General features: G+C 37.2%; 18 protein-coding genes. 13 read left to right on the forward strand and 5 right to left on the reverse strand.

What is annotated here, in order from left to right; genetic code table 11:
* Nucleotides 1–2 precede the first annotated feature (2 nt).
* The 3 genes from ISS83_02390 to amrB are packed head-to-tail and all read right to left on the reverse strand — an operon-like array spanning nucleotide 3 to nucleotide 1718.
* Entirely contained in the window at nucleotides 3–485 is a 483-nt protein-coding gene (locus ISS83_02390) for a hypothetical protein (GenBank protein MBL7142477.1), read from the reverse strand.
* On the reverse strand, nucleotides 475–1065 hold the full coding sequence (locus ISS83_02395; protein MBL7142478.1) for an AMMECR1 domain-containing protein: 591 nt from the start codon (nucleotides 1063–1065) through the stop codon (nucleotides 475–477). The genes ISS83_02390 and ISS83_02395 overlap by 11 nt, the downstream gene beginning before the upstream one ends.
* Nucleotides 1062–1718, reverse strand: a complete 657-nt coding sequence (gene amrB, locus ISS83_02400) for an AmmeMemoRadiSam system protein B (protein ID MBL7142479.1) — start codon at nucleotides 1716–1718, stop codon at nucleotides 1062–1064. Before amrB ends, ISS83_02395 begins: the two co-directional genes overlap by 4 nt.
* A 66-nt stretch (nucleotides 1719–1784) precedes the next feature.
* Between amrB and ISS83_02405 the strand changes: the two genes are divergently transcribed.
* Entirely contained in the window at nucleotides 1785–2384 is a 600-nt protein-coding gene (locus tag ISS83_02405; protein MBL7142480.1) for a hypothetical protein, read from the forward strand.
* Nucleotides 2385–2394: 10 nt separating this feature from the next.
* Here ISS83_02405 and amrS read toward each other — a convergent pair whose 3' ends face one another.
* On the reverse strand, nucleotides 2395–3411 hold the full coding sequence (amrS, locus tag ISS83_02410) for an AmmeMemoRadiSam system radical SAM enzyme (GenBank protein MBL7142481.1): 1017 nt from the start codon (nucleotides 3409–3411) through the stop codon (nucleotides 2395–2397).
* A 40-nt stretch (nucleotides 3412–3451) separates the two neighbouring features.
* Here amrS and thpR point away from each other — a divergent pair, with 40 nt between their 5' ends.
* The 3 genes from thpR (at nucleotide 3452) to ISS83_02425 (ending at nucleotide 5621) form a co-directional block, all read left to right on the forward strand.
* Nucleotides 3452–4012, forward strand: a complete 561-nt coding sequence (gene thpR, locus ISS83_02415) for an RNA 2',3'-cyclic phosphodiesterase (protein ID MBL7142482.1) — start codon at nucleotides 3452–3454, stop codon at nucleotides 4010–4012.
* 47 nt (nucleotides 4013–4059) lie between these two features.
* Entirely contained in the window at nucleotides 4060–5400 is a 1341-nt protein-coding gene (murC, locus tag ISS83_02420; protein ID MBL7142483.1) for a UDP-N-acetylmuramate--L-alanine ligase, read from the forward strand.
* A gap of 68 nt (nucleotides 5401–5468) precedes the next feature.
* Complete coding sequence (locus ISS83_02425) at nucleotides 5469–5621, forward strand: hypothetical protein (GenBank protein MBL7142484.1); 153 nt, start codon at nucleotides 5469–5471, stop codon at nucleotides 5619–5621.
* 144 nt (nucleotides 5622–5765) lie between these two features.
* Here ISS83_02425 and ISS83_02430 read toward each other — a convergent pair whose 3' ends face one another.
* Nucleotides 5766–6374 (reverse strand): hypothetical protein, encoded by a 609-nt coding sequence (locus ISS83_02430; GenBank protein MBL7142485.1) that lies wholly within the window; start codon nucleotides 6372–6374, stop codon nucleotides 5766–5768.
* Nucleotides 6375–6587: 213 nt separating this feature from the next.
* On the opposite strand from ISS83_02430, the gene ISS83_02435 reads away from it, so the two are divergent.
* The 9 genes from ISS83_02435 (at nucleotide 6588) to ftsW (ending at nucleotide 17908) form a co-directional block, all read left to right on the forward strand.
* Nucleotides 6588–7481, forward strand: a complete 894-nt coding sequence (locus ISS83_02435) for a class I SAM-dependent methyltransferase (GenBank protein ID MBL7142486.1) — start codon at nucleotides 6588–6590, stop codon at nucleotides 7479–7481.
* 61 nt (nucleotides 7482–7542) lie between these two features.
* A complete protein-coding gene (locus ISS83_02440; GenBank protein MBL7142487.1) occupies nucleotides 7543–9714 on the forward strand; it encodes a GAF domain-containing protein in 2172 nt (723 codons plus the stop codon).
* A gap of 185 nt (nucleotides 9715–9899) precedes the next feature.
* Complete coding sequence (locus ISS83_02445) at nucleotides 9900–10265, forward strand: response regulator transcription factor (GenBank protein MBL7142488.1); 366 nt, start codon at nucleotides 9900–9902, stop codon at nucleotides 10263–10265.
* 62 nt (nucleotides 10266–10327) lie between these two features.
* Nucleotides 10328–11728: an aspartate--tRNA ligase gene (aspS, locus tag ISS83_02450; GenBank protein ID MBL7142489.1), complete on the forward strand. Its 1401-nt coding sequence runs from the start codon at nucleotides 10328–10330 to the stop codon at nucleotides 11726–11728.
* Nucleotides 11728–12693, forward strand: a complete 966-nt coding sequence (locus ISS83_02455; protein MBL7142490.1) for a D-alanyl-D-alanine carboxypeptidase — start codon at nucleotides 11728–11730, stop codon at nucleotides 12691–12693. Before aspS ends, ISS83_02455 begins: the two co-directional genes overlap by 1 nt.
* Before the next feature lie 4 nt (nucleotides 12694–12697).
* Nucleotides 12698–13765 (forward strand): hypothetical protein, encoded by a 1068-nt coding sequence (locus ISS83_02460; protein MBL7142491.1) that lies wholly within the window; start codon nucleotides 12698–12700, stop codon nucleotides 13763–13765.
* A gap of 135 nt (nucleotides 13766–13900) precedes the next feature.
* Nucleotides 13901–15145: a hypothetical protein gene (locus tag ISS83_02465; GenBank protein MBL7142492.1), complete on the forward strand. Its 1245-nt coding sequence runs from the start codon at nucleotides 13901–13903 to the stop codon at nucleotides 15143–15145.
* Between the two features lie 416 nt (nucleotides 15146–15561).
* Complete coding sequence (locus ISS83_02470; GenBank protein ID MBL7142493.1) at nucleotides 15562–16815, forward strand: hypothetical protein; 1254 nt, start codon at nucleotides 15562–15564, stop codon at nucleotides 16813–16815.
* The gene (ftsW, locus tag ISS83_02475) at nucleotides 16793–17908 is read left to right on the forward strand and encodes a putative lipid II flippase FtsW (GenBank protein MBL7142494.1); all 1116 of its coding nucleotides are present in this window, start codon (nucleotides 16793–16795) and stop codon (nucleotides 17906–17908) included. Before ISS83_02470 ends, ftsW begins: the two co-directional genes overlap by 23 nt.
* Nucleotides 17909–17927: the final 19 nt, after the last annotated feature.

The following is a 17927-nucleotide window of genomic DNA, read 5'->3' on the forward strand; positions in this document are numbered from 1 at the left end:
AATCACTTAACAATACGCCACTCTATTTCTTCTTCTTTCCCGGCGAATTCCAGCCAGTCGTTCTCAGGAGAAATGACGTACCATTTTTTCTTGGATTCTGACCAAACCATCTGATTCCCTTGGAAATACGGCTTTTTGACTATTTCTTTCGGCTTCAATTTATCCAATTCCAACCATTTTTTAAAAACCGTTTCAATGGCATAATCCAAACCTCTGGACCTTGCCCATTCAGCTACTTTGTTGATGGCGTTCTTTGCTTTTCTAGCAGAGCCTGCTAATTCTAAAAGCTGTTTTGCCGGCCTGGTAAATCTAGAATAGATTATCTTTTTCTTTTTGGCGTCTTTTTTAATCTGTTCCAGATTTAAGCCTTTGCTGTAGAAATAACAATTGACTATTTCCTGAATTTTTGTTTCTTCCCGCTGTTTTTTGCGCCGCTTCGGCGCATCCGCCGATGAGGTGGACTTTTTTTTTGACTTATCCTTCATATTTTTCTGCTATAAAGCGATAAATGAATACTTCTTCTTTTTCGGGGTTGATGCCTGCTTTTTGGCAGGCAATGGAAAACTGCTCCTCTGGTACGTTGATTCCTTCCAAATCAGGCAGTAAAAGCCCTGTTTTGGAAGAAACATTGCCGTCAAACACCGGATCTTCATTAGGAAAGGCAAAAGGCGCTGTTTTTACAATTATACCAAATTTTTTAGGATTTAGCTCGTTAATATTCTCGATTAATTCAGGTTCGCTTAAGACGTAAATAGTGTATGAAAGATAGGGGATGTCGTCTTTTTTGATAGGCTCAAACCGGTAATCTTCGGTAGCTGCGGCAATGGCGTTATTGATGATTTCTTCAGCTATATTTATTTTCGTGGGCAGATAAGTGCCGATGCAGCCTCTTAGTTCCCGCCTCATCGGCGGATGCGCCGAAGAGGCGCATTTTTCGATGGTAACGAAAACGCCTGCTCTTTTCTCTAAAAATTCTTTAGGCAGGTTTGTCGGAGGAGCAATGATTTTCCTTTCTATCAGATAATTTTCTACAGTTTGTTTGGCAAGTAAAACGTATTGGTTCATTTTAATTTAAAGTTTGCTACTAAATATCCAACGCCGAAAGGGAATTCATATGATAAGATTTCTGGCTGCCAAACTTGCCCTGAGGACATTCGGCTGAGCTCAGTCGAAGCCCTTGTCGAATTGGCTTCCAGCATGCCTAATAAAAAGCAGATGGATCTTAAGCCACATTCTCCGGCTTCCGGGTATTTGTTATCCAGTTTAAGAATATTTTCAATATCTTTCTTTTTTAAAGATTCAATCAGTTCTTTGTCGAATTTCCCGCCTTGAGGGTTTAATCCGTAAGGACCGTCTTCTTTTAAGCAATGGGAAAGATCTCCTGAGGCAATTAAAGCGTATTTCTTGTCTTCTGCCAAATTCTTATATATTCTTTTTCCTTCGTTAAAATAGAATTCCGGGGATTCTGAACCAGTTAAAACCATATCAATCTTTCCCTGAAAGTTATTAGCCAGAAAGTAAAGAGGCACCTCAAACCCCCAATCAGGATGAGGAGAGGAAATGACAATCTGCTGGGGATTTGTTTTTTTAAGTTCTTTTGATAAAACGTAAAGGCTTTCAATTGTTGTTTTAACTTTCTCTCTGTCTTCTTTTGAACCAACAGAAGGCAGGATTATCGGCGGGTGAGGGGATATGAAAGCTGAAACTATATTTGACATTTTGTTTTGGAAATATTAACTTCTAATAATACGTTATTTTGTACCTTATTTTAATATATTGGAGGTATGTTGATGCTGAAAATTCGAGATAAGGATAGACTTTTTGCAGAGAAAGTAACCTCGGTATTCAATCACTGTTCTGTCGCTTGTCTTTTTAGAGAGGACTACGGATGCAAAGATTGTCTCTTTTTCAATTTCGCCTTAGACCTAGAGGCAAATAATGCTTTATTCCTGACCCTGCAAGACCTTATTAGCAGATTAGAAGAGCATTATGACCGCAAGCCTTCTCAGGCTGCCTTCCTCAAGTGTTGGGCATACAGCGTATTGGTGATTTATTCTGCAAACGGCGAAAAACTTCCATTCCTTAATCAGGAAATAGCCAACAAAATGATAAGAAAAGCTCAAGTCAATCCCACGAAATTTTTTAATCGGGCGAGAAGGAAACTTCTTAAAATGAACGCCCTATGGTTTGAAGAATTACGGAGAATGTGCCAAAGAGCTGATATCAATGGCTGTTTCTGGAACTCGATTGTTCTTTTCCTAGCTCTTTTGCTAAAAGCCAAGGAATGGGAAGAATTCTCGAAAAAAACAGAAGTACAGGAAACACCAGAAGAACTTCATCAGGCAATATTAACCCACCTTCGACAGGAAAGGAGAGCTTCATAGCTCTCCTTTCCTATTTTAAAATCAAGTTCAAATTCTTTCCGCATCTCTGGCATTTGCCCTTCTTGTCATGACGAGAGATGCTGTACCCTATTCTGTCTATCGCCAAAGTACCGCATTTGGGACAGAAAGTGTCTTCTGTCGGCAATCCTGGAACGTTGCCAGTATATACGTATTTTAGTCCGGCTTCTTTACCTATATCATAAGCCATTTTTAAAGTATCAATTGGGGTTTCCAACGAACCTTGTAATTGCCATGACATGCTGCTGGAGAACTGGCTGATATGCCAAGGAGTTTCCTTCCCCAATTCTTCCTTGATGAATCTGGCTATGTTTTCAAACATTTCCCTTGAATCGCTTAATCTTGGGATAGCCAGAGTAGTTATCTCAAGCCAAATGTTTTTGCTTTTTAATCTTTTTAAGTTATCTAAAATCGGCTGGAGTTTTGCTCCGCAGTTTTTGATATAGAATTCATTGGAAAAGCTTTTCAAATCAACGTTTGCTGCATCTAAGTAAAGCGATGCCCGGTCACAAAGTTCCCTTGACCAGAAGCCGTTGGTTACCCAGGCGTTTTTCAATCCTTTCTTTTTGGCCAGTTTCATAATATCTAAAGCATATTCTGAGAAAATAGCTGGTTCAGTATAAGTGTAGGAAATACTAGGCACTTTGTTTTTTAAAGCGATATTGATAATTTCTTTTGGCAAAACGTAATCTCCCGGTATTTCTTTTGTTTCTTTAACTTCCTGGGAAATATCCCAGTTTTGGCAGTTCAAACATCTTAAATTACAGCCTACTGTGGCAACAGATAAAGAACGGGTACCTGGCAGAAAATGGAAAAATGGCTTTTTCTCTATTGGATCAATATTGCAGGCAGCAAGCTTTGCGTAGTTTAAAACGTAGAGTTTGCCGTCGATATTTTCCCTGACTCCGCAAATTCCTCTTTTCCCCGGCTCAATAAGACAATAATGGGCGCAATTCTGGCATTGTGTTTTTTGATCAGCGGTTGTTTGATATAAATAGGCTTCTTTCATACTTAAATTTTAATCCTTTTTATGATAAAATACAATTATCATGTCCCACAGAATTTTCATTGCCGTTAATTTGCCAGAGAACGTTAAGAAAAAACTGGCTGAATACGAGGAAAACTGGTTAGATCTGCCCATAAGATGGACGAAAAAGGAAAACCTGCACATTACCCTTGTTTTTTTAGGTTATCTGAACGACGAAGAACTCTTGGAAACTATTAATATTGCCAAAGATATTGCTCCAAAAATTAAGCCATTTTCAATTAATTTGAATAGAATTATCTACGGGCCGCCAAAAAAAATGCCCCCTCGCATAGTTTGGGTGGAAGGGGGAAAAAACCAGGAATTGGCTGATTTACAAAAAGATCTGGAAAATTCCCTTTACGGCGGTTCGGAAAAAAGCGAAATGAAACCGTATAGTCCCCATATTACTTTAGGACGAATAAAAACCTGGGAATTCAGGAAATTGGAGCCGGAAGAAAGGCCGGAAGTCAATAAAGATATATCCTTGTCTTTTGAAGTTAATTCCATTGAGGTGATGGAAAGCCAGTTGAAAAGGGGAGGGCCCGAATATACTATTTTAGAATCATGCCCGCTAAAAAGCTAAACCCCGTTAGAAATTTAAGTTAATGGGGTTTAAAGAAAGATTATTTTATGGAAAAAAACACAAAAGAGATTTCTAACGGGGTAAAAATCCATTTTATCGGCATCGGCGGAATCGGCGTTTCCGCCTTAGCCCAATATTATTTATCTCAGGGCCACAAAGTTTCAGGCTCTGACTTGAAGTCTTCGGAGATTACAAAAGCTCTAAAAAAAAGGGGGGCGAAGGTTTTTATTGGACCCCACAAGGGGTCGAATCTTGGCTATTTGCCAGACTTGGTGATATATAGTCCGGCAGTAAAACCAGACAATCCTGAGTTTAAAAAAGCGAGAAAGGTTAAAATTAAGCTTCAAAGCTATCCTCAAGCTTTAGGGAAACTGACCAAACAGCACTTCACAATCGCTATTTCAGGAACTCACGGCAAAAGCACAACAACTTGCATGCTCGGACTTGTTTTAATGAAAGCTGGCTTTGATCCGACAATAATCGTCGGCACGAAAATGAAAGAATTTAAAGACAGCAATTGTCGGGTTGGTAAAAGCAAATATCTGGTTATTGAAGCTGATGAACACTTTGCTTCTTTTTTGAATTACTGGCCGAAAATAATCGTTCTGACAAATATTGAAAAAGACCATCTGGATTACTACAAGAACTTTGGCAATATCCTTAAAGCTTTCAGAAAATACGTTTCTCATTTACCGAAAGACGGAATACTGCTTTTGAATAAAGACGATGAAAGTATTAAAAAGATATCTTGCTCTGCTTTAAAAAAATATTATTCATTGAAGCAGACTGAAGCAAAAAAGCTGAAAAAGATTCTCAAAGTTCCAGGACAGCATAATGTTTCCAATGCTCTGGCTGCTTTGACTGTAGCTAGAATTTTGAAAATACCTGATAAAGTTTCTTTTAAAGCTCTGTCGTCCTACATGGGATGCTGGCGCCGTTTTGAAATTAAGAAAATGATAATTAAGAAAAAACCATTGACCGTTGTTTCTGATTACGGACACCATCCCACGGAAATAAAAGCAACCTTGAAAGCAACTAGAGAGAAATTCTTGAAAAGCAGAATCTGGTGCGTTTTCCAGCCCCACCAATACCAAAGAACCTATTATCTATTTAAAGACTTCGTGCGGGCTTTTAGGGAGGCGCCGATAGATAAGATAATCATTACTGATATTTTTGACGTGGCTGGCAGGGAAAAAAAGAATATTAAGAAGAAAGTTTCTTCTAAAAAATTGGTTAAGTCGATAAAAAAGGGGAATATAGTTTATCTTGCCAAAGAAAAACTGCTTGGATTTATTAAAAGCAATATTAAGGAGATTGATGTTTTAATTATAATGGGCGCTGGAAACATATATCAGCTGGTTTCAAAGCTTGACAAGAAAGGCAAATAAAGAAAAAATGTATATAGAAGTTATTGTTCTCAAGGTCGATAGTTTTAAAAATAATCGAGCATATTAACATGACATTATTTTGGGCAATCGTAGCAATAGTGGCAGTCGGAATTCTTTGGATTCTAATGTCAAAAAAGAAAAAGGGCAACACTCTACCGAACAAACCAGAAGAACCAACACCGCCAATGACACCTCCTCCTTCTGAACCACCGGCAATGTAAACCCTGTAATACAACTTCGGCAATCTGCGATTCTATGGTTTCGTCGAAGCAAAACCAGCCGAAGTTGATATACGGAGTAAATTTAGTTTTTGTAAGATAAACAAAAAAGCACTCTTTTTGGGTGCTTTTTTGCGTAGTCGGAAATTAGCCTATTAAAAATACTTCCTGTTTTCCCGAAGGGAAATATATTACTTTATCAAAAATGATCATTGCGCCGTTGAATTTTTCAACTTTTAATTCTTGGAATTCTATCTTGCCAAGCCTTTTTTTGATCTCCTGATAAACTCTTTTTAATGATTTAGAACTGATCGAAATATCATTTTGATTAATGATAATGATTTTCGGAGTGGAACTAAAAGAAATTATTTCTTCTAAACTTCTCAAGCTCTCTTTTCCCTTGAAGACTCTGACTCCCTCTTCTTTTGAATATTTTGCTTCTAAAGTTGCGATGATTCTGATAAATTCTCTTTCTTTTTCTTCAATTTCTCTTTTTTGAGTCCTTAAAATTCCTAAAATGCTTTCTGGTGATTGGGCCCTAAAAAGCCTTTTGCCTCTTTGTTTTGTTTTAAGAAACAGTTTTTTATCTTCCAGCTTTTTAATAATTTCATAGGCAGTCGGTCTAGTTAACCCTGCTTCTTTTGCTATATTCTGAACCGAATTTGGACCCAATTCCAAGCCAGCCAAATAGACTCTGACTTCCTTTTCAGAAAGCCCTAGTTTTCTTAACTCCAATTCCATTAATGAAAATGTCATGAGTTTATTATACTTTAAGATTTATTTGAAGTCAATTCTTGATTGTGTCGGACTTTGTTTTACAAAGATAATCTAATTTTTAGCTTTAAAAATAAGAGAGTTGGTGATTTTAACTGATTTTTGTCAATAAATCTTGACAAAATATTTATAAATGCTAATATCGGAGACAGCAACCGAGGTATCTCGGTAACAAATAAATATGGGAGGAAAAGCGTGAAAGATTTCGATATAGAGATAGTAGAACAAGCTGGTTTTTATGAACGAAAAAGATGGCCGTACCTCTTGGGTTTGCCATTGATGTGGATACTTACCATTTGGGTGGTATTCAAAAAGAGTATAGGGTTGAAATCAAAAACCAATACGCTTTGGTTCGACGGCCTAAACCGCTCTTGCCGAGAGATAAAGGAAGGAGCCGCATCGTGGCGCGCGCTCGATATAATTTACAACTATATATTCGGAGAAGAAAAAAGTTTCTCGACCAAAGTTGGCGATTATTGGATAGGCATGATGAATGCTCAGGCAGTCCGCAATCGCCTCAGGTTGGTAAAACGAGAACTGATCAAAGCAATTAAAAATGCTGCCAAAAAAGAGAAAGAAGTCCTATTATTGTCTCTTGCAAGCGGATCAGCTCAAAGTGTTATTGAGGCTATCACCGAAACAAAAGAAGTAAATGTAAAGGTTACCCTTTTGGACCTTGATCCAGGAGCAATAGAATACAGCAAAAAAATGGCTGAAAAATACGGGGTTAAAGAGAAAATAACCTTTGTTGTCGGCAACACAAGCGAACTCGAGAAAATCAACAATGGTGAGAAGCCTCATATCATTGAGATGGTTGGTTTTCTCGATTATCGTCCGCGTGAAAAAGCCATTCTTCTGTTGAATAGGATTTATCAATGCCTTGCTCCAGGTGGAACATTCCTTACCGCCAATATACTTCCTAATCCTGAAATGTTTTTTCTGAAAGTCGTAATCAATTGGCGGATGCTCTACCGAAAGCCAGAAGAGCTGAGGAATATTATCGTCGCGAGCGGCTTCACGAAAGAAAACACCAGAATTGTCTATGAGCCTCTAAAAATCCATGCGGTAGCTATCTGTAGAAAACCGTAACTTGTTAAAACCCTGAAGAAATGATAAACTAGAGCAATCATCTTCAGGGTTTTATATTCTTATGAATGTTTACGCTTTCACTGCTTTAATTAATGCTGTTGCTAGCTTCATTGCGGGATTTTTTGTTTATTTTAGAGCCAGAAAAACTCCTATTAATAGGAGTTTTATGTTTTTTTCATTGAGTGTGGCCATTTGGAGTTTGAATTATTTTTTCTGGCAGATTGCAAAAGACGAAAATAGTGCTCTTTTTTGGTCAAAAGCTTTAATGGCTGGAGCGATTTTTATCCCAGTAAGTTATTTCCATTTTATTGTTAATTTATTAAATATAGTCAAAGAAAAAAAGAAGTCGTTGATTATTGGTTATGTTTTATGTTTTATCTTCTTATTTTTAGACTTTACCCCGTTTTTTATTAAAGGGGTTGCTCCTCGACTCTCTTTTGCATACTGGCCCGAACCAGGCCTCGCATTCCATCCTTTTTTATTAATGTTCTTCCTTTATGCAATTTATAGTTGGTATTTAATGTTTAAAAGTTACAGGAAGACTATTGGGATGAAAAGAGAACAAATCAAATATGTATTAATCGGTACATTTATTGGGTTTCTTGGCGGATCAACTAATTATCTGCTTTGGTATAATATTCCTGTCTCTCCTTTCGGTAATGGCCTGGTCGCGTTGTACGTTCTTTTGGTTGCCTATGCTATTGCGAGATACCGATTGATGGACATTAAATTGTTTTTGGGAAGGGGAATGATATATTTTATTTCTTTGGCTATAGTCATTGGTTTAGCGTTTCTGTCGATCTTTTTAAACAATTCATTGTCAACTCCTGTCCCAATAAATATTATGATTTCATTGGCGATAGGTATAGGAATTATTCTCTTCCAACCGATATTCCGCTTTTTTGAAAAATTAGCATCTAAATATTTCTATTATGCTTTTTATTCTTATCAAAAAGTTTTAACCGATTTAGGGAGAAAACTAACTAAATTTTTAGACTTAGACAAACTTTCTTCTTTAATCGCCAACACCTTAATAGAAACAATGAAATTAAACAGAACGGTGATACTTTTAAGAGAACCCGATAGCGGCAATTACATAATCCAAAGAAACATAGGCTTCAGAGAAGAAAACGGTATTTCTTTAGTCAGAGATAATTTTTTAACTATCTGGCTTGAAAAAACCCAAAAACCTCTCGTCTCCGAAGAAATCTCTTTAGTTATTAGAGACCTCGAAAAAGGTGAGATAAAAATAGGATTGGAAAACTTAAAAGAAAACATGAAAAGAATTGAAGCTGGTCTTTGTCTACCACTTTTGCTCGAAAATAAAATTATCGGAATGATTGTTTTGGGGAATAAATTGTCCGGCGAGCCTTATTCTCAACAAGACATTGAACTTTTAACAACCCTTTCAAACCAAGCCTCTATTGCCCTACAAAACGCCCAGTCTTACTCGAAAATTAAAAACTTTAATGTTAGATTAGAAAAAGAAGTAAATAAGGCGACAAAAGAATTAAAAGAAGCTTATGAGGAGTTACAGAAATTGGACAAGGCAAAATCAGAATTCGTTTCCATCGCTTCGCACCAGTTAAGAACTCCCCTAACGGCAATCAAAGGATATATTTCAATGATGCTGGAAAAGGATTATGGAAATCCACCAAAAGCAATGGAGTCTCCTTTAAAAAACATTTACACTTCCAATGAAAGGCTGATAAAATTGGTGAATGACCTTTTGAATGTTTCCAGGATTGAGGCTGGTAGAATAGAGATAAAAAAAGAAAGCTTTTCCTTAGAAACGATGATAAACAGTATAATAGAAGAATTAAAAGGATTGAGTGACAAAAAGAATATTTATCTAAAATTTGAAAAGTCAAAAAAATCAATACCTAATGTTTCTGCCGACAAAGATAAAATGAGACAAGCGATTATTAATATTATAGATAATGCAATTCACTATACGGTAAAAGGTGGAATAACTATACAAATTCAAAAACAAGGCAATAAATTAAAAATTATAATTACGGATACCGGTGAAGGAATGACAAAAAATGAACTTTCCTACCTTTTTGAAAGCTTTTCCAGGGGCAAGGCAGGAAATAAGCTCTGGACAGAAGGAGCTGGTCTCGGTCTTTATGTAAGTAGAAGATTTATCGAATTAAATAGAGGAAAAGTCTGGGCTGAATCAGCAGGCAAAAACAAAGGTTCAACTTTTTATATAGAATTACCAATAAAATAAATCTATGGCTAAAAAAATACTAATAGCAAGGATCTTTCACTTCGTTCAAGATTCTTTTAATTAAAATTTGGCGAAGAGGAATTTATCCTCTTCTTCACCTTCGCTTCCATAAATGGAAGCTCGGCGAGGCGAATAGGAATTTATCCTCTTCTTCACCTTCGCTTCCATAAATGGAAGCTCGGCTTATGAAGAAAATTTTGATAATAGAAGACGAAAAAATATTAAGGGAAATGTACCACGATAAATTCGTCCAGGCCGGCTTTGACATTACTCTGGCGAACTCAGCAGAAGAGGGAATTGACCTTGTTTCAAAGGTAAAACCGGATTTAATTCTTCTTGATATTCTGCTTCCTAAAACAAACGGAATCAGTTTCTTAACCAAATTAAGGGAAAAACCGGAATTCGATTCTTTGCCGGTAGTTGCTTTTTCCAATTTTGACAGCCCGGAAACAAAAAAAGCCGCCTTTAATCTTGGCGTAAAAGATTACTTGATCAAGACAAATTTCACTCCGAAAGAAATCATTGAGAAGATTAAAAGCTATCTTAAATAATAATTGGGCGAAGAAGATGAAATCTTCTTCTTCACCTTCGCTTCCATAAATGGAAGCTCGGTATGCAAAGAACTTTAAACGCAGAAACAGCTAAATACGTCGGCAAGAAAGTAAAAGTTGCAGGCTGGGTACAAACCATTAGGTCTCATGGTAAGATTATCTTTTTTGATTTAAGAGATAAGTCTGGAATTTTGCAATTGGTTTTTAGCCCTAAGGATGAATCGCTTTATAAAACAATACACAAAATAAGACCAGAGTGGGTGATCGGAGCTGAAGGGATTATTGCAGAAAGACCGAAGGGAATGGTAAATCCTAAAATCACAACTGGAAAAGTAGAGCTACATCCTGAAAATTTAGAAATTTTCTCTGAAGCAAAAACTTTACCCTTTCCCATTGATACCGATGGTTATGAAATCAATGAAGAAATGAGAATGAAATACCGTTACCTTGATTTACGGAGAGAACGAATGAAGAAAAATCTTATTTTGCGACACAAACTTGTAAAATTTATTAGGGATTTCATGGGCGACAAAGGGTTTATTGAAATAGAAACCCCTCTCCTCACCAAAACAACTCCCGAAGGAGCGCGGGACTATATTGTGCCTTCCAGGCTATATCCAGGTAAATTCTATGCTTTACCTCAATCGCCCCAACAATATAAAGAATTATTAATGGTAGGTGGTATAGAAAAATATTTTCAAATCGCCAGGGCAATCCGCGATGAAGACCCCAGAGCTGACAGACAACCTGAACATACTCAGTGGGATTTTGAAATGTCGTTTGTTGAACAGGAAGATATTATGAAAGTTTTAGAAGAAGGCATTATTAAGCTTACAAAATATCTGGAACCGATGACCGGAAAAAAATTATTAGCCGAGCCCTTGCCAAGAATAAACTATCACGAATCAATGAAGAAATATGGCACCGATAAACCAGATATTAGACCTGAACCAAAAGATCCTAACGTTTTAGCTTTTGCCTGGATTATCAATTTTCCACTACTGGAATGGAACAAAGAGGAAAATCGTTGGGATCCAATACATCATATGTTTGTGATGCCGAAAGCCGGATATGAAAATCTACTAGACACCGATCCTGGCAAGGTAATTAGTACACAATTTGACCTTGTTTGTAATGGCTATGAAATTTGTAGTGGAAGTATTCGAATTAATCAACGCAAACTTCAGGAAAAAGTAATGCAAATTATCGGTTTAGATATTAAAAAAGCAAAACAACAATTCGGTCATCTGTTGGAAGCATTAGAGTTGGGCGCACCACCTCATGGCGGAGCTGCCCCCGGTATCGATCGTTTGGCTATGTTATATGCTGGAGAATCAAATATTAGAGAAGTGACAGCTTTTTCAAAAACAGGAGATGCGCGAGATTTAATGATGAACTCTCCCAGCGAAGCTGACAGTAAACAATTGAAAGAACTTCATATAGAAGTAAAAAAGAAAAAATAATGTCAAAAAAAACAAAGATATTCTTAATTTCTTTAATATTGAGCTTGCCCATTTTCTGGGGAACGAACGTTTTGGAAAAAAGCCTGACCGATTTTTTCTTTTGGCATCAAGTAAGCAATAATCCAAAGATTTTTGCCGCGCAAATCGCTTTTGAAGAAAGGTTAATGGAAATGAAGCCGATCAGGAACAAAACGATAGCCGTTTTTGAAACAGAAGCAAAGTCAGCAATTTCAGTCTTGGTTGAGAAAGAAAGGGTGCTGTTTGATAAATCACCAGATGAAAAGCTGCCGATTGCCAGTCTAACAAAATTAATGACAGCTTTGGTCGTTTTGGAAAACTACGACCTATCAAAAGAAATTACCATTTCCAAGGAAGCTGCCAATCAGAACGGAAGCATTCCAAAATTGCAAGAAGGAAAAAGTTTTCCGACAGAATATTTGCTTTATCCTTTATTGATGGAATCAAGCAATATAGCGGCTTTTGCCTTGGCTAACGATTATGACGGAATAACAGGAAAAGAGTTTACAGAACTGATGAATAATAAAGCGAAAGAAATAGGGATGAACGATACTTTTTTTGATAATCCAAGCGGCCTTGATCCTGAAGAATCCAGCACGGAAATGAATTATTCAACTACTAATGATTTAGTTAAACTTGTTAAAAGATTACTGGAAAAGCCATTAGTCTGGCAGATACTTTCTACCCCCCGATATTCTTTGTACGGACCGGAACTGATAAATACCAACAGATTCTTAATGGACGATTCCAATATCTGGCAGAACAGGATAATCGGCGGCAAAACAGGATATACGGAAAAAGCAGGAGGCTGTTTGCTTATGGTTATGGAATCGCCGAGAGGCCAGGGAACTTTAATTAATATAATCTTGGGTGCCAGGGGAACAGAAGACAGATTCGGTGAAATGGAAAAACTGGTTGACTGGCTTAACCAAGCATATAAATGGTAATCATATGTATTTGCCTGAAGCAGCCATAGACGCCATTAAAATATTCACTCTGGGAGCATTCAGCTTTATCGTTGCTTTTTTATTTACTCCTTTTGTCACCAAGCTTTTGTACAAGTACAAGCTCTGGAGAAAAGAAGTAAGACAGAAAGCGATTGACGGAGGAGATGTAACTGTTTTCCAAAAATTCCACACAGAAGGGGAGACGAATGTTCCGAGAGCAGGAGGCATCTTAATCTGGGGCACTGTGGTAATAACCATCTTTTTTTTCTGGTTAGTTTCGCAATTCACTGATATCTGGTGGATAGAGAAGCTTAACTTTCTAAGCAGAAACCAGACCTGGCTGCCGCTTTTTACCCTGGTAGCTGCTTCTTTGCTGGGCTTAACAGACGACCTTATGCAGGTTTTCGGCAAGGGCAAATACATTGCCGGAGGAGTAAGTTTAAAAAAAAGGCTTTTTATCGTCGCTTTGATCGGTTTGGCTGGCGCTTTGTGGTTTTATTTCAAACTGGACTGGACAACCATCCACATTCCGGGACTGGGTAATCTGGGAATTGACGGCTGGTATATTCCAGTTTTTGTCCTAGTAATGCTGGCTGTCTATTCCGGAGGAGTAATTGACGGATTGGACGGTTTGGCTGCCGGTTCCTTTGTCTTTATTTTTGCTGCTTTTGCCGGCATTTCCTTGTTTACAGGGCAAATTGACATTGCTGCTTTCTGCGCAGTCATTTTAGGGGCTTTGCTTGCTTTTTTATGGTTCAACATCCCTCCTGCCAGGTTTTACATGGGAGAAACAGGCATGATGGGGCTTTGCGCTGTTCTAACTGTAGTTGCTTTTTTGACTGACTCTGTTTTTGTTCTGCCGATCATTGCTTTCTTGCTGGTTATGGAATCAGCCTCTGTTATCCTGCAGCTTCTTTCCAAGAAATTCAGACATAAAAAGATATTTTTGTCTTCGCCCATTCACCATCATTTTGAAGCTAAAGGCTGGCCCCACTACAAGGTAACCATGCGATTCTGGATTATCGGGGTGGTGGCAGCCATTGTCGGTATGACCATTAGATTATTAGGATAAATGAACCCCGTTAGAAGTCCTGGGCAGAAAAAATTTAGATTAAATTTTTTTCTGCTTGTAAATAACGGGGTGTAATTAAAAACAGAAGTTTGTCTGAAATCAGCCGAAAACTGTATAAGACGAACTTCTAACGGGGTGAAACTTCAACAATTAAGGAAAAAATATCCGAGGTTTGTTTTTGAAAAATATTCCTACAGAATCTCTGGAAATAATTTAGAGGTTTTTTTTGATTTTAAGATTGAACCTGATATTTCTTTTCAACCGAAAATTATTATTAAAAACATTCAAGGAAAAGTTAATAATCTGGAAAACCTAATTTTTCATTTAGGATTAATGGAAATTCCCACTTATTGGAAAGCGACTTGTTCACCAGAAATCATTATCAGGGCTGGATTCCTAAATAGAGAACAGATCAGCTGGTGGAAAAGCTTGATTATCAAAGGCATGGGCCAGTTCTTTTTTGAAAATAAAATTGATTGGCGGTCTAAGAATTTTTTGAAGATTAGGTGCGAGAGTAACAATAAATACAAAGTATTTAACGGAAAATTAAAAAACAGGTATTTGGTGCCTTTTTCCGGAGGCAGGGATTCAATCGTTACGATTGAGCTTTTAAAGAAGAAATCAAAAACAGCTTTGTTCTTGGTAAACCCAAACGAGCAGATTAAAAAATCAGCCAAGGTAACAAAGATTAAAAAACAAATCATTGTACAGCGCGTTATCGATAAAAAGCTTTTAGCTTTAAATAAAAAAGGATGTTTGAACGGACACACTCCTTTTACTGCGCTTTTGTCGTTTCTGAGCGTTTTTTGCGCTGTTCTGTTTGATTACAAAAATGTTGTTTTTTCAAACGAAAAAAGCGCGAATGAAGGAAATGTAAAGTATTTGGGCAGAATAATAAACCACCAGTGGGCAAAAAGTTCTGAGTTTGAAATAATTTTTAAGAAATACTGTAAAAAATATTTAGCGAGAAATATAAATTACTCCAGTTTTTTGAGAAAATATACTGAGTTGGAAATATCCAAAAAACTAATTAACTTTCCTCAATATTTTCCTGTTTTTTCCAGCTGCAATAGTAGTATGCGTATGGGCGCTAAGCAGGTGAGGTGGTGCGGCAACTGTCCAAAATGTTTATTCGTTTATTTGACCTTGTATCCTTTTTTAAATAAGAAACAATTGCTTTTGATTTTTAGAAAAGACATTTTCCAAAATAAAAAATTACTGCCTGTTATGAAAGCTTTAATGGGACAGGGGAAAGCAAAGCCTTTTGAATGTGTAGGCACTAGAAAAGAAAGCTTAGATGCTTTAAAATTAAGCTTAGAGAAAAAGGAAAAAAACAAAGCTCCTTATCTATTGACAAAAGTAAAAAAGATGGTATATTAAACGAAAAGGAGGTGATTTAAGTGAAAAAAATTACGTTAGTTCCTTCCCTAAGCATTATTGTGGCCAGCTATCTATGGGCAATCGTCGTGTTTATTAACCAAAAAGACTTGCCAACAATGGGATGCTATGGTTCATCCTGCTTCCCGGCACATACACCTTCGTGGCTAGTGGGAATAATAATAATTCTCGCTGGCACTCTTGCAGCCGGCATAATAATACTCATATCCTCCAAGCAGGAAAAATAAAACCAGCAACCGACATGGGAGCAAAGCAGCACGCAATCAGTGACCAGATTGCGACAAGCTTTTTACCACATCGCCCCCACTTGCTGCTTTGCGCCCTCCCTAACCTCTTGTACCCGTACAGGAGGTTCTTTTATTTTAAAAAGCTCAAATATATGGTATTTTTAAGATAATATGGTATTAAACGAATTTAAAAACAAGCGTATTCTTATTCTCGGGTTCGGCAAAGAGGGGAAAGACGCTTTTTTATTTTTCAGGAAGATGTTTCCAAGCAAAGTCATGGGAATAGCAGATAAAAATCAAATTAAAGTTAAAGCTAAAAGAATCAAAAAGCATTTCGGCAAAAACTATCTTAAATCGTTAAAGAAGTATGATATCGTAATCAAGTCTCCAGGCATTCCTTTTAAGATATTGCCAAAGTCAGAAATAAAAAAGATTGTTACGCAGACTGATATCTTCTTTAATAATTGCAAAGGCAAGATTGTCGGAATTACCGGCACTAAAGGAAAAAGTACTACTGCTTCCTTAATTTTCCAGATATTGAAGAAAGCAGGATTAAAAGTCCATTTGGTCGGCAATATTGGAAAACCTATTCTCAATCTTTTATCTTCAACTACTAATAAAGATATCTATGTTTACGAACTCTCCAGTCATCAACTGTACAATCTTAAAAAATCTCCCCAAGTTGCCGTGTTTCTGAATATTTACCCGGAACACTTGGATTATTACCGCAGCTTCAAAGAATATGCTTTGGCCAAAGCAAATATTGCCCGTTACCAAAAAAAAGAAGATTTCTTGATTTTTAATTCCCAGGACAAAATAATCAAAGCAATCGCTAAAAAATCTAAAGCTAAGAAAATTCCGATCAAGGGAAAATATTACGAACTGAATAAAGCTGCAGCTAAAGCAGCGGCTAAAGTTTTCAAGATTAAAGAAAAAATCATTGAAAAAGCGATTAAAGAATTCAAACCTCTGCCTCATAGATTAGAATTAGTAGGAACTTATAAAGGAATTACTTTTTACAACGACGCTTTAGCCACTATACCTGAAGCAACCATAGCCGCCATGGATACTTTGGGAAAAAGAGTGGAAACGATAATGCTTGGCGGGTTTGACAGAAAGATTGATTTCAAAAAGTTAGCTGAAAAAGTTTTAAAAAACGGAGTAAGAACAGTTATCCTGTTTCCGACAACAGGACAAAAGATCTGGAAAGAGATTGTGCGACAAGCAAAAAAAGAAAGGCCGAATCATTTTTTCGCAAATAATATGGAAAGGGCAGTTAAAGTGGCATATCAATATACCGGTGAAAACAATATTTGCCTTCTTTCAACTGCTTCTTCCAGTTTCAGCATTTTCAAAGACTACGAAGAAAAGGGGAATCTGTTTAAAAAATACGTAAGGAAATATGGTACTGGAAAAAAGATCTAACCGTCCCGATTATGTCCTTTTGGGAGCAATAGGATTTTTGCTGGCTTTTGGCATGGTTATTCTGGCCAGCGTTTCCGCTCCCTACTCACAAGAGAAATTCGGCAATACTTTCGGCTTTTTACAGCATCAGATTATTTTCGGCTTGATTCCGGGATTAATCTTGGCTTTCTTTTTCTATAAGATTAAACTTTCTCTTTTGAAAAAATGGGCTCCTTTGCTTCTTTTTGGAAGTTTGGCTTTGGTGATTATGGTTTTTATTCCTGGAATAGGCCTGAAGATAGAAGGAGCAGCCAGATGGCTAAGTTTGGGACCAATAGCTTTCCAGCCCTCTGAAATCCTAAAACTGACCTTTATCCTTTATCTGGCTGCCTGGCTGGCCAGCAAAGTACCCTCACAAAGCAAAGGTGAAAAGAAAATCAGCCAGACTTTCATTGTTTTTCTCATTATCTTTAGCATCGTTGCTTTAGCCCTGGTTTTTCAGCCGGATATCAGCACTTTGGCAGTCATATTTATCGTCGTTGCCATAATGTATTTTTCCGCCAATACTCCTTTTATCCAAAGCATTTTTACCATGACATTAGGAATAACTGCTATTTTCATTTTAGCTAAAATAGCTCCTTATCGGGCTAACCGGCTTTTGGTATTCTTTAATCCGGAAATAGACCCGATGGGAATAGGCTATCAGTTAAAGCAGTCATTGATTGCCATTGGTTCTGGAGGAATTTCTGGAGCTGGCTTGGGCATGGGCATACAGAAGTTCGGATTCATTCCCCAGCCATTTTCAGATTCGGTTTTTGCTGTTTTTTCCGAAGAAACAGGCTTTATCGGCGGCTTTGTTTTAATCCTGCTTTTTTTGATATTTTTGTGGAGAGGGTTTAAAATAGCTAAAGACAGCAAAGACAGGTTTTTGCAGCTAAGCGCTGTAGGTATCACTTCCTGGATTGTTGTCCAGGCATTCATTAATATCGGAGCAATGATAGGCCTTCTGCCCTTGACCGGAATTCCTTTGCCTTTTATCAGCTATGGAGGCTCAGCTCTGATCATGGTTTTGATTGCTTCAGGCATACTGTTAAATATATCTAAAAATACATGAAAATACTTTTTGCCGGCGG

It is taken from the genome of Candidatus Paceibacterota bacterium, assembly GCA_016782605.1.
Classification (GTDB): Bacteria; Patescibacteriota; Minisyncoccia; order Minisyncoccales; family RBG-13-42-11; genus BS750m-G71.

Bases quoted from the DNA above. Each gene is read 5' to 3' on its own strand.
- aspS (MBL7142489.1), top strand. From the start codon at position 10,328: ATGCAAAGAACTTTAAACGCAGAAACAGCTAAATACGTCGGCAAGAAA.
- ISS83_02445 (MBL7142488.1), top strand. From the start codon at position 9,900: ATGAAGAAAATTTTGATAATAGAAGACGAAAAAATATTAAGGGAAATG.
- ISS83_02390 (MBL7142477.1), bottom strand. From the start codon at position 485: ATGAAGGATAAGTCAAAAAAAAAGTCCACCTCATCGGCGGATGCGCCG.
- ISS83_02430 (MBL7142485.1), bottom strand. From the start codon at position 6,374: ATGACATTTTCATTAATGGAATTGGAGTTAAGAAAACTAGGGCTTTCT.
- ISS83_02395 (MBL7142478.1), bottom strand. From the start codon at position 1,065: ATGAACCAATACGTTTTACTTGCCAAACAAACTGTAGAAAATTATCTG.
- amrS (MBL7142481.1), bottom strand. From the start codon at position 3,411: ATGAAAGAAGCCTATTTATATCAAACAACCGCTGATCAAAAAACACAA.
- murC (MBL7142483.1), top strand. From the start codon at position 4,060: ATGGAAAAAAACACAAAAGAGATTTCTAACGGGGTAAAAATCCATTTT.
- ftsW (MBL7142494.1), top strand. From the start codon at position 16,793: ATGGTACTGGAAAAAAGATCTAACCGTCCCGATTATGTCCTTTTGGGA.
- thpR (MBL7142482.1), top strand. From the start codon at position 3,452: ATGTCCCACAGAATTTTCATTGCCGTTAATTTGCCAGAGAACGTTAAG.
- ISS83_02425 (MBL7142484.1), top strand. From the start codon at position 5,469: ATGACATTATTTTGGGCAATCGTAGCAATAGTGGCAGTCGGAATTCTT.
- ISS83_02440 (MBL7142487.1), top strand. From the start codon at position 7,543: ATGAATGTTTACGCTTTCACTGCTTTAATTAATGCTGTTGCTAGCTTC.
- amrB (MBL7142479.1), bottom strand. From the start codon at position 1,718: ATGTCAAATATAGTTTCAGCTTTCATATCCCCTCACCCGCCGATAATC.
- ISS83_02405 (MBL7142480.1), top strand. From the start codon at position 1,785: ATGTTGATGCTGAAAATTCGAGATAAGGATAGACTTTTTGCAGAGAAA.
- ISS83_02455 (MBL7142490.1), top strand. From the start codon at position 11,728: ATGTCAAAAAAAACAAAGATATTCTTAATTTCTTTAATATTGAGCTTG.
- ISS83_02460 (MBL7142491.1), top strand. From the start codon at position 12,698: ATGTATTTGCCTGAAGCAGCCATAGACGCCATTAAAATATTCACTCTG.
- ISS83_02470 (MBL7142493.1), top strand. From the start codon at position 15,562: ATGGTATTAAACGAATTTAAAAACAAGCGTATTCTTATTCTCGGGTTC.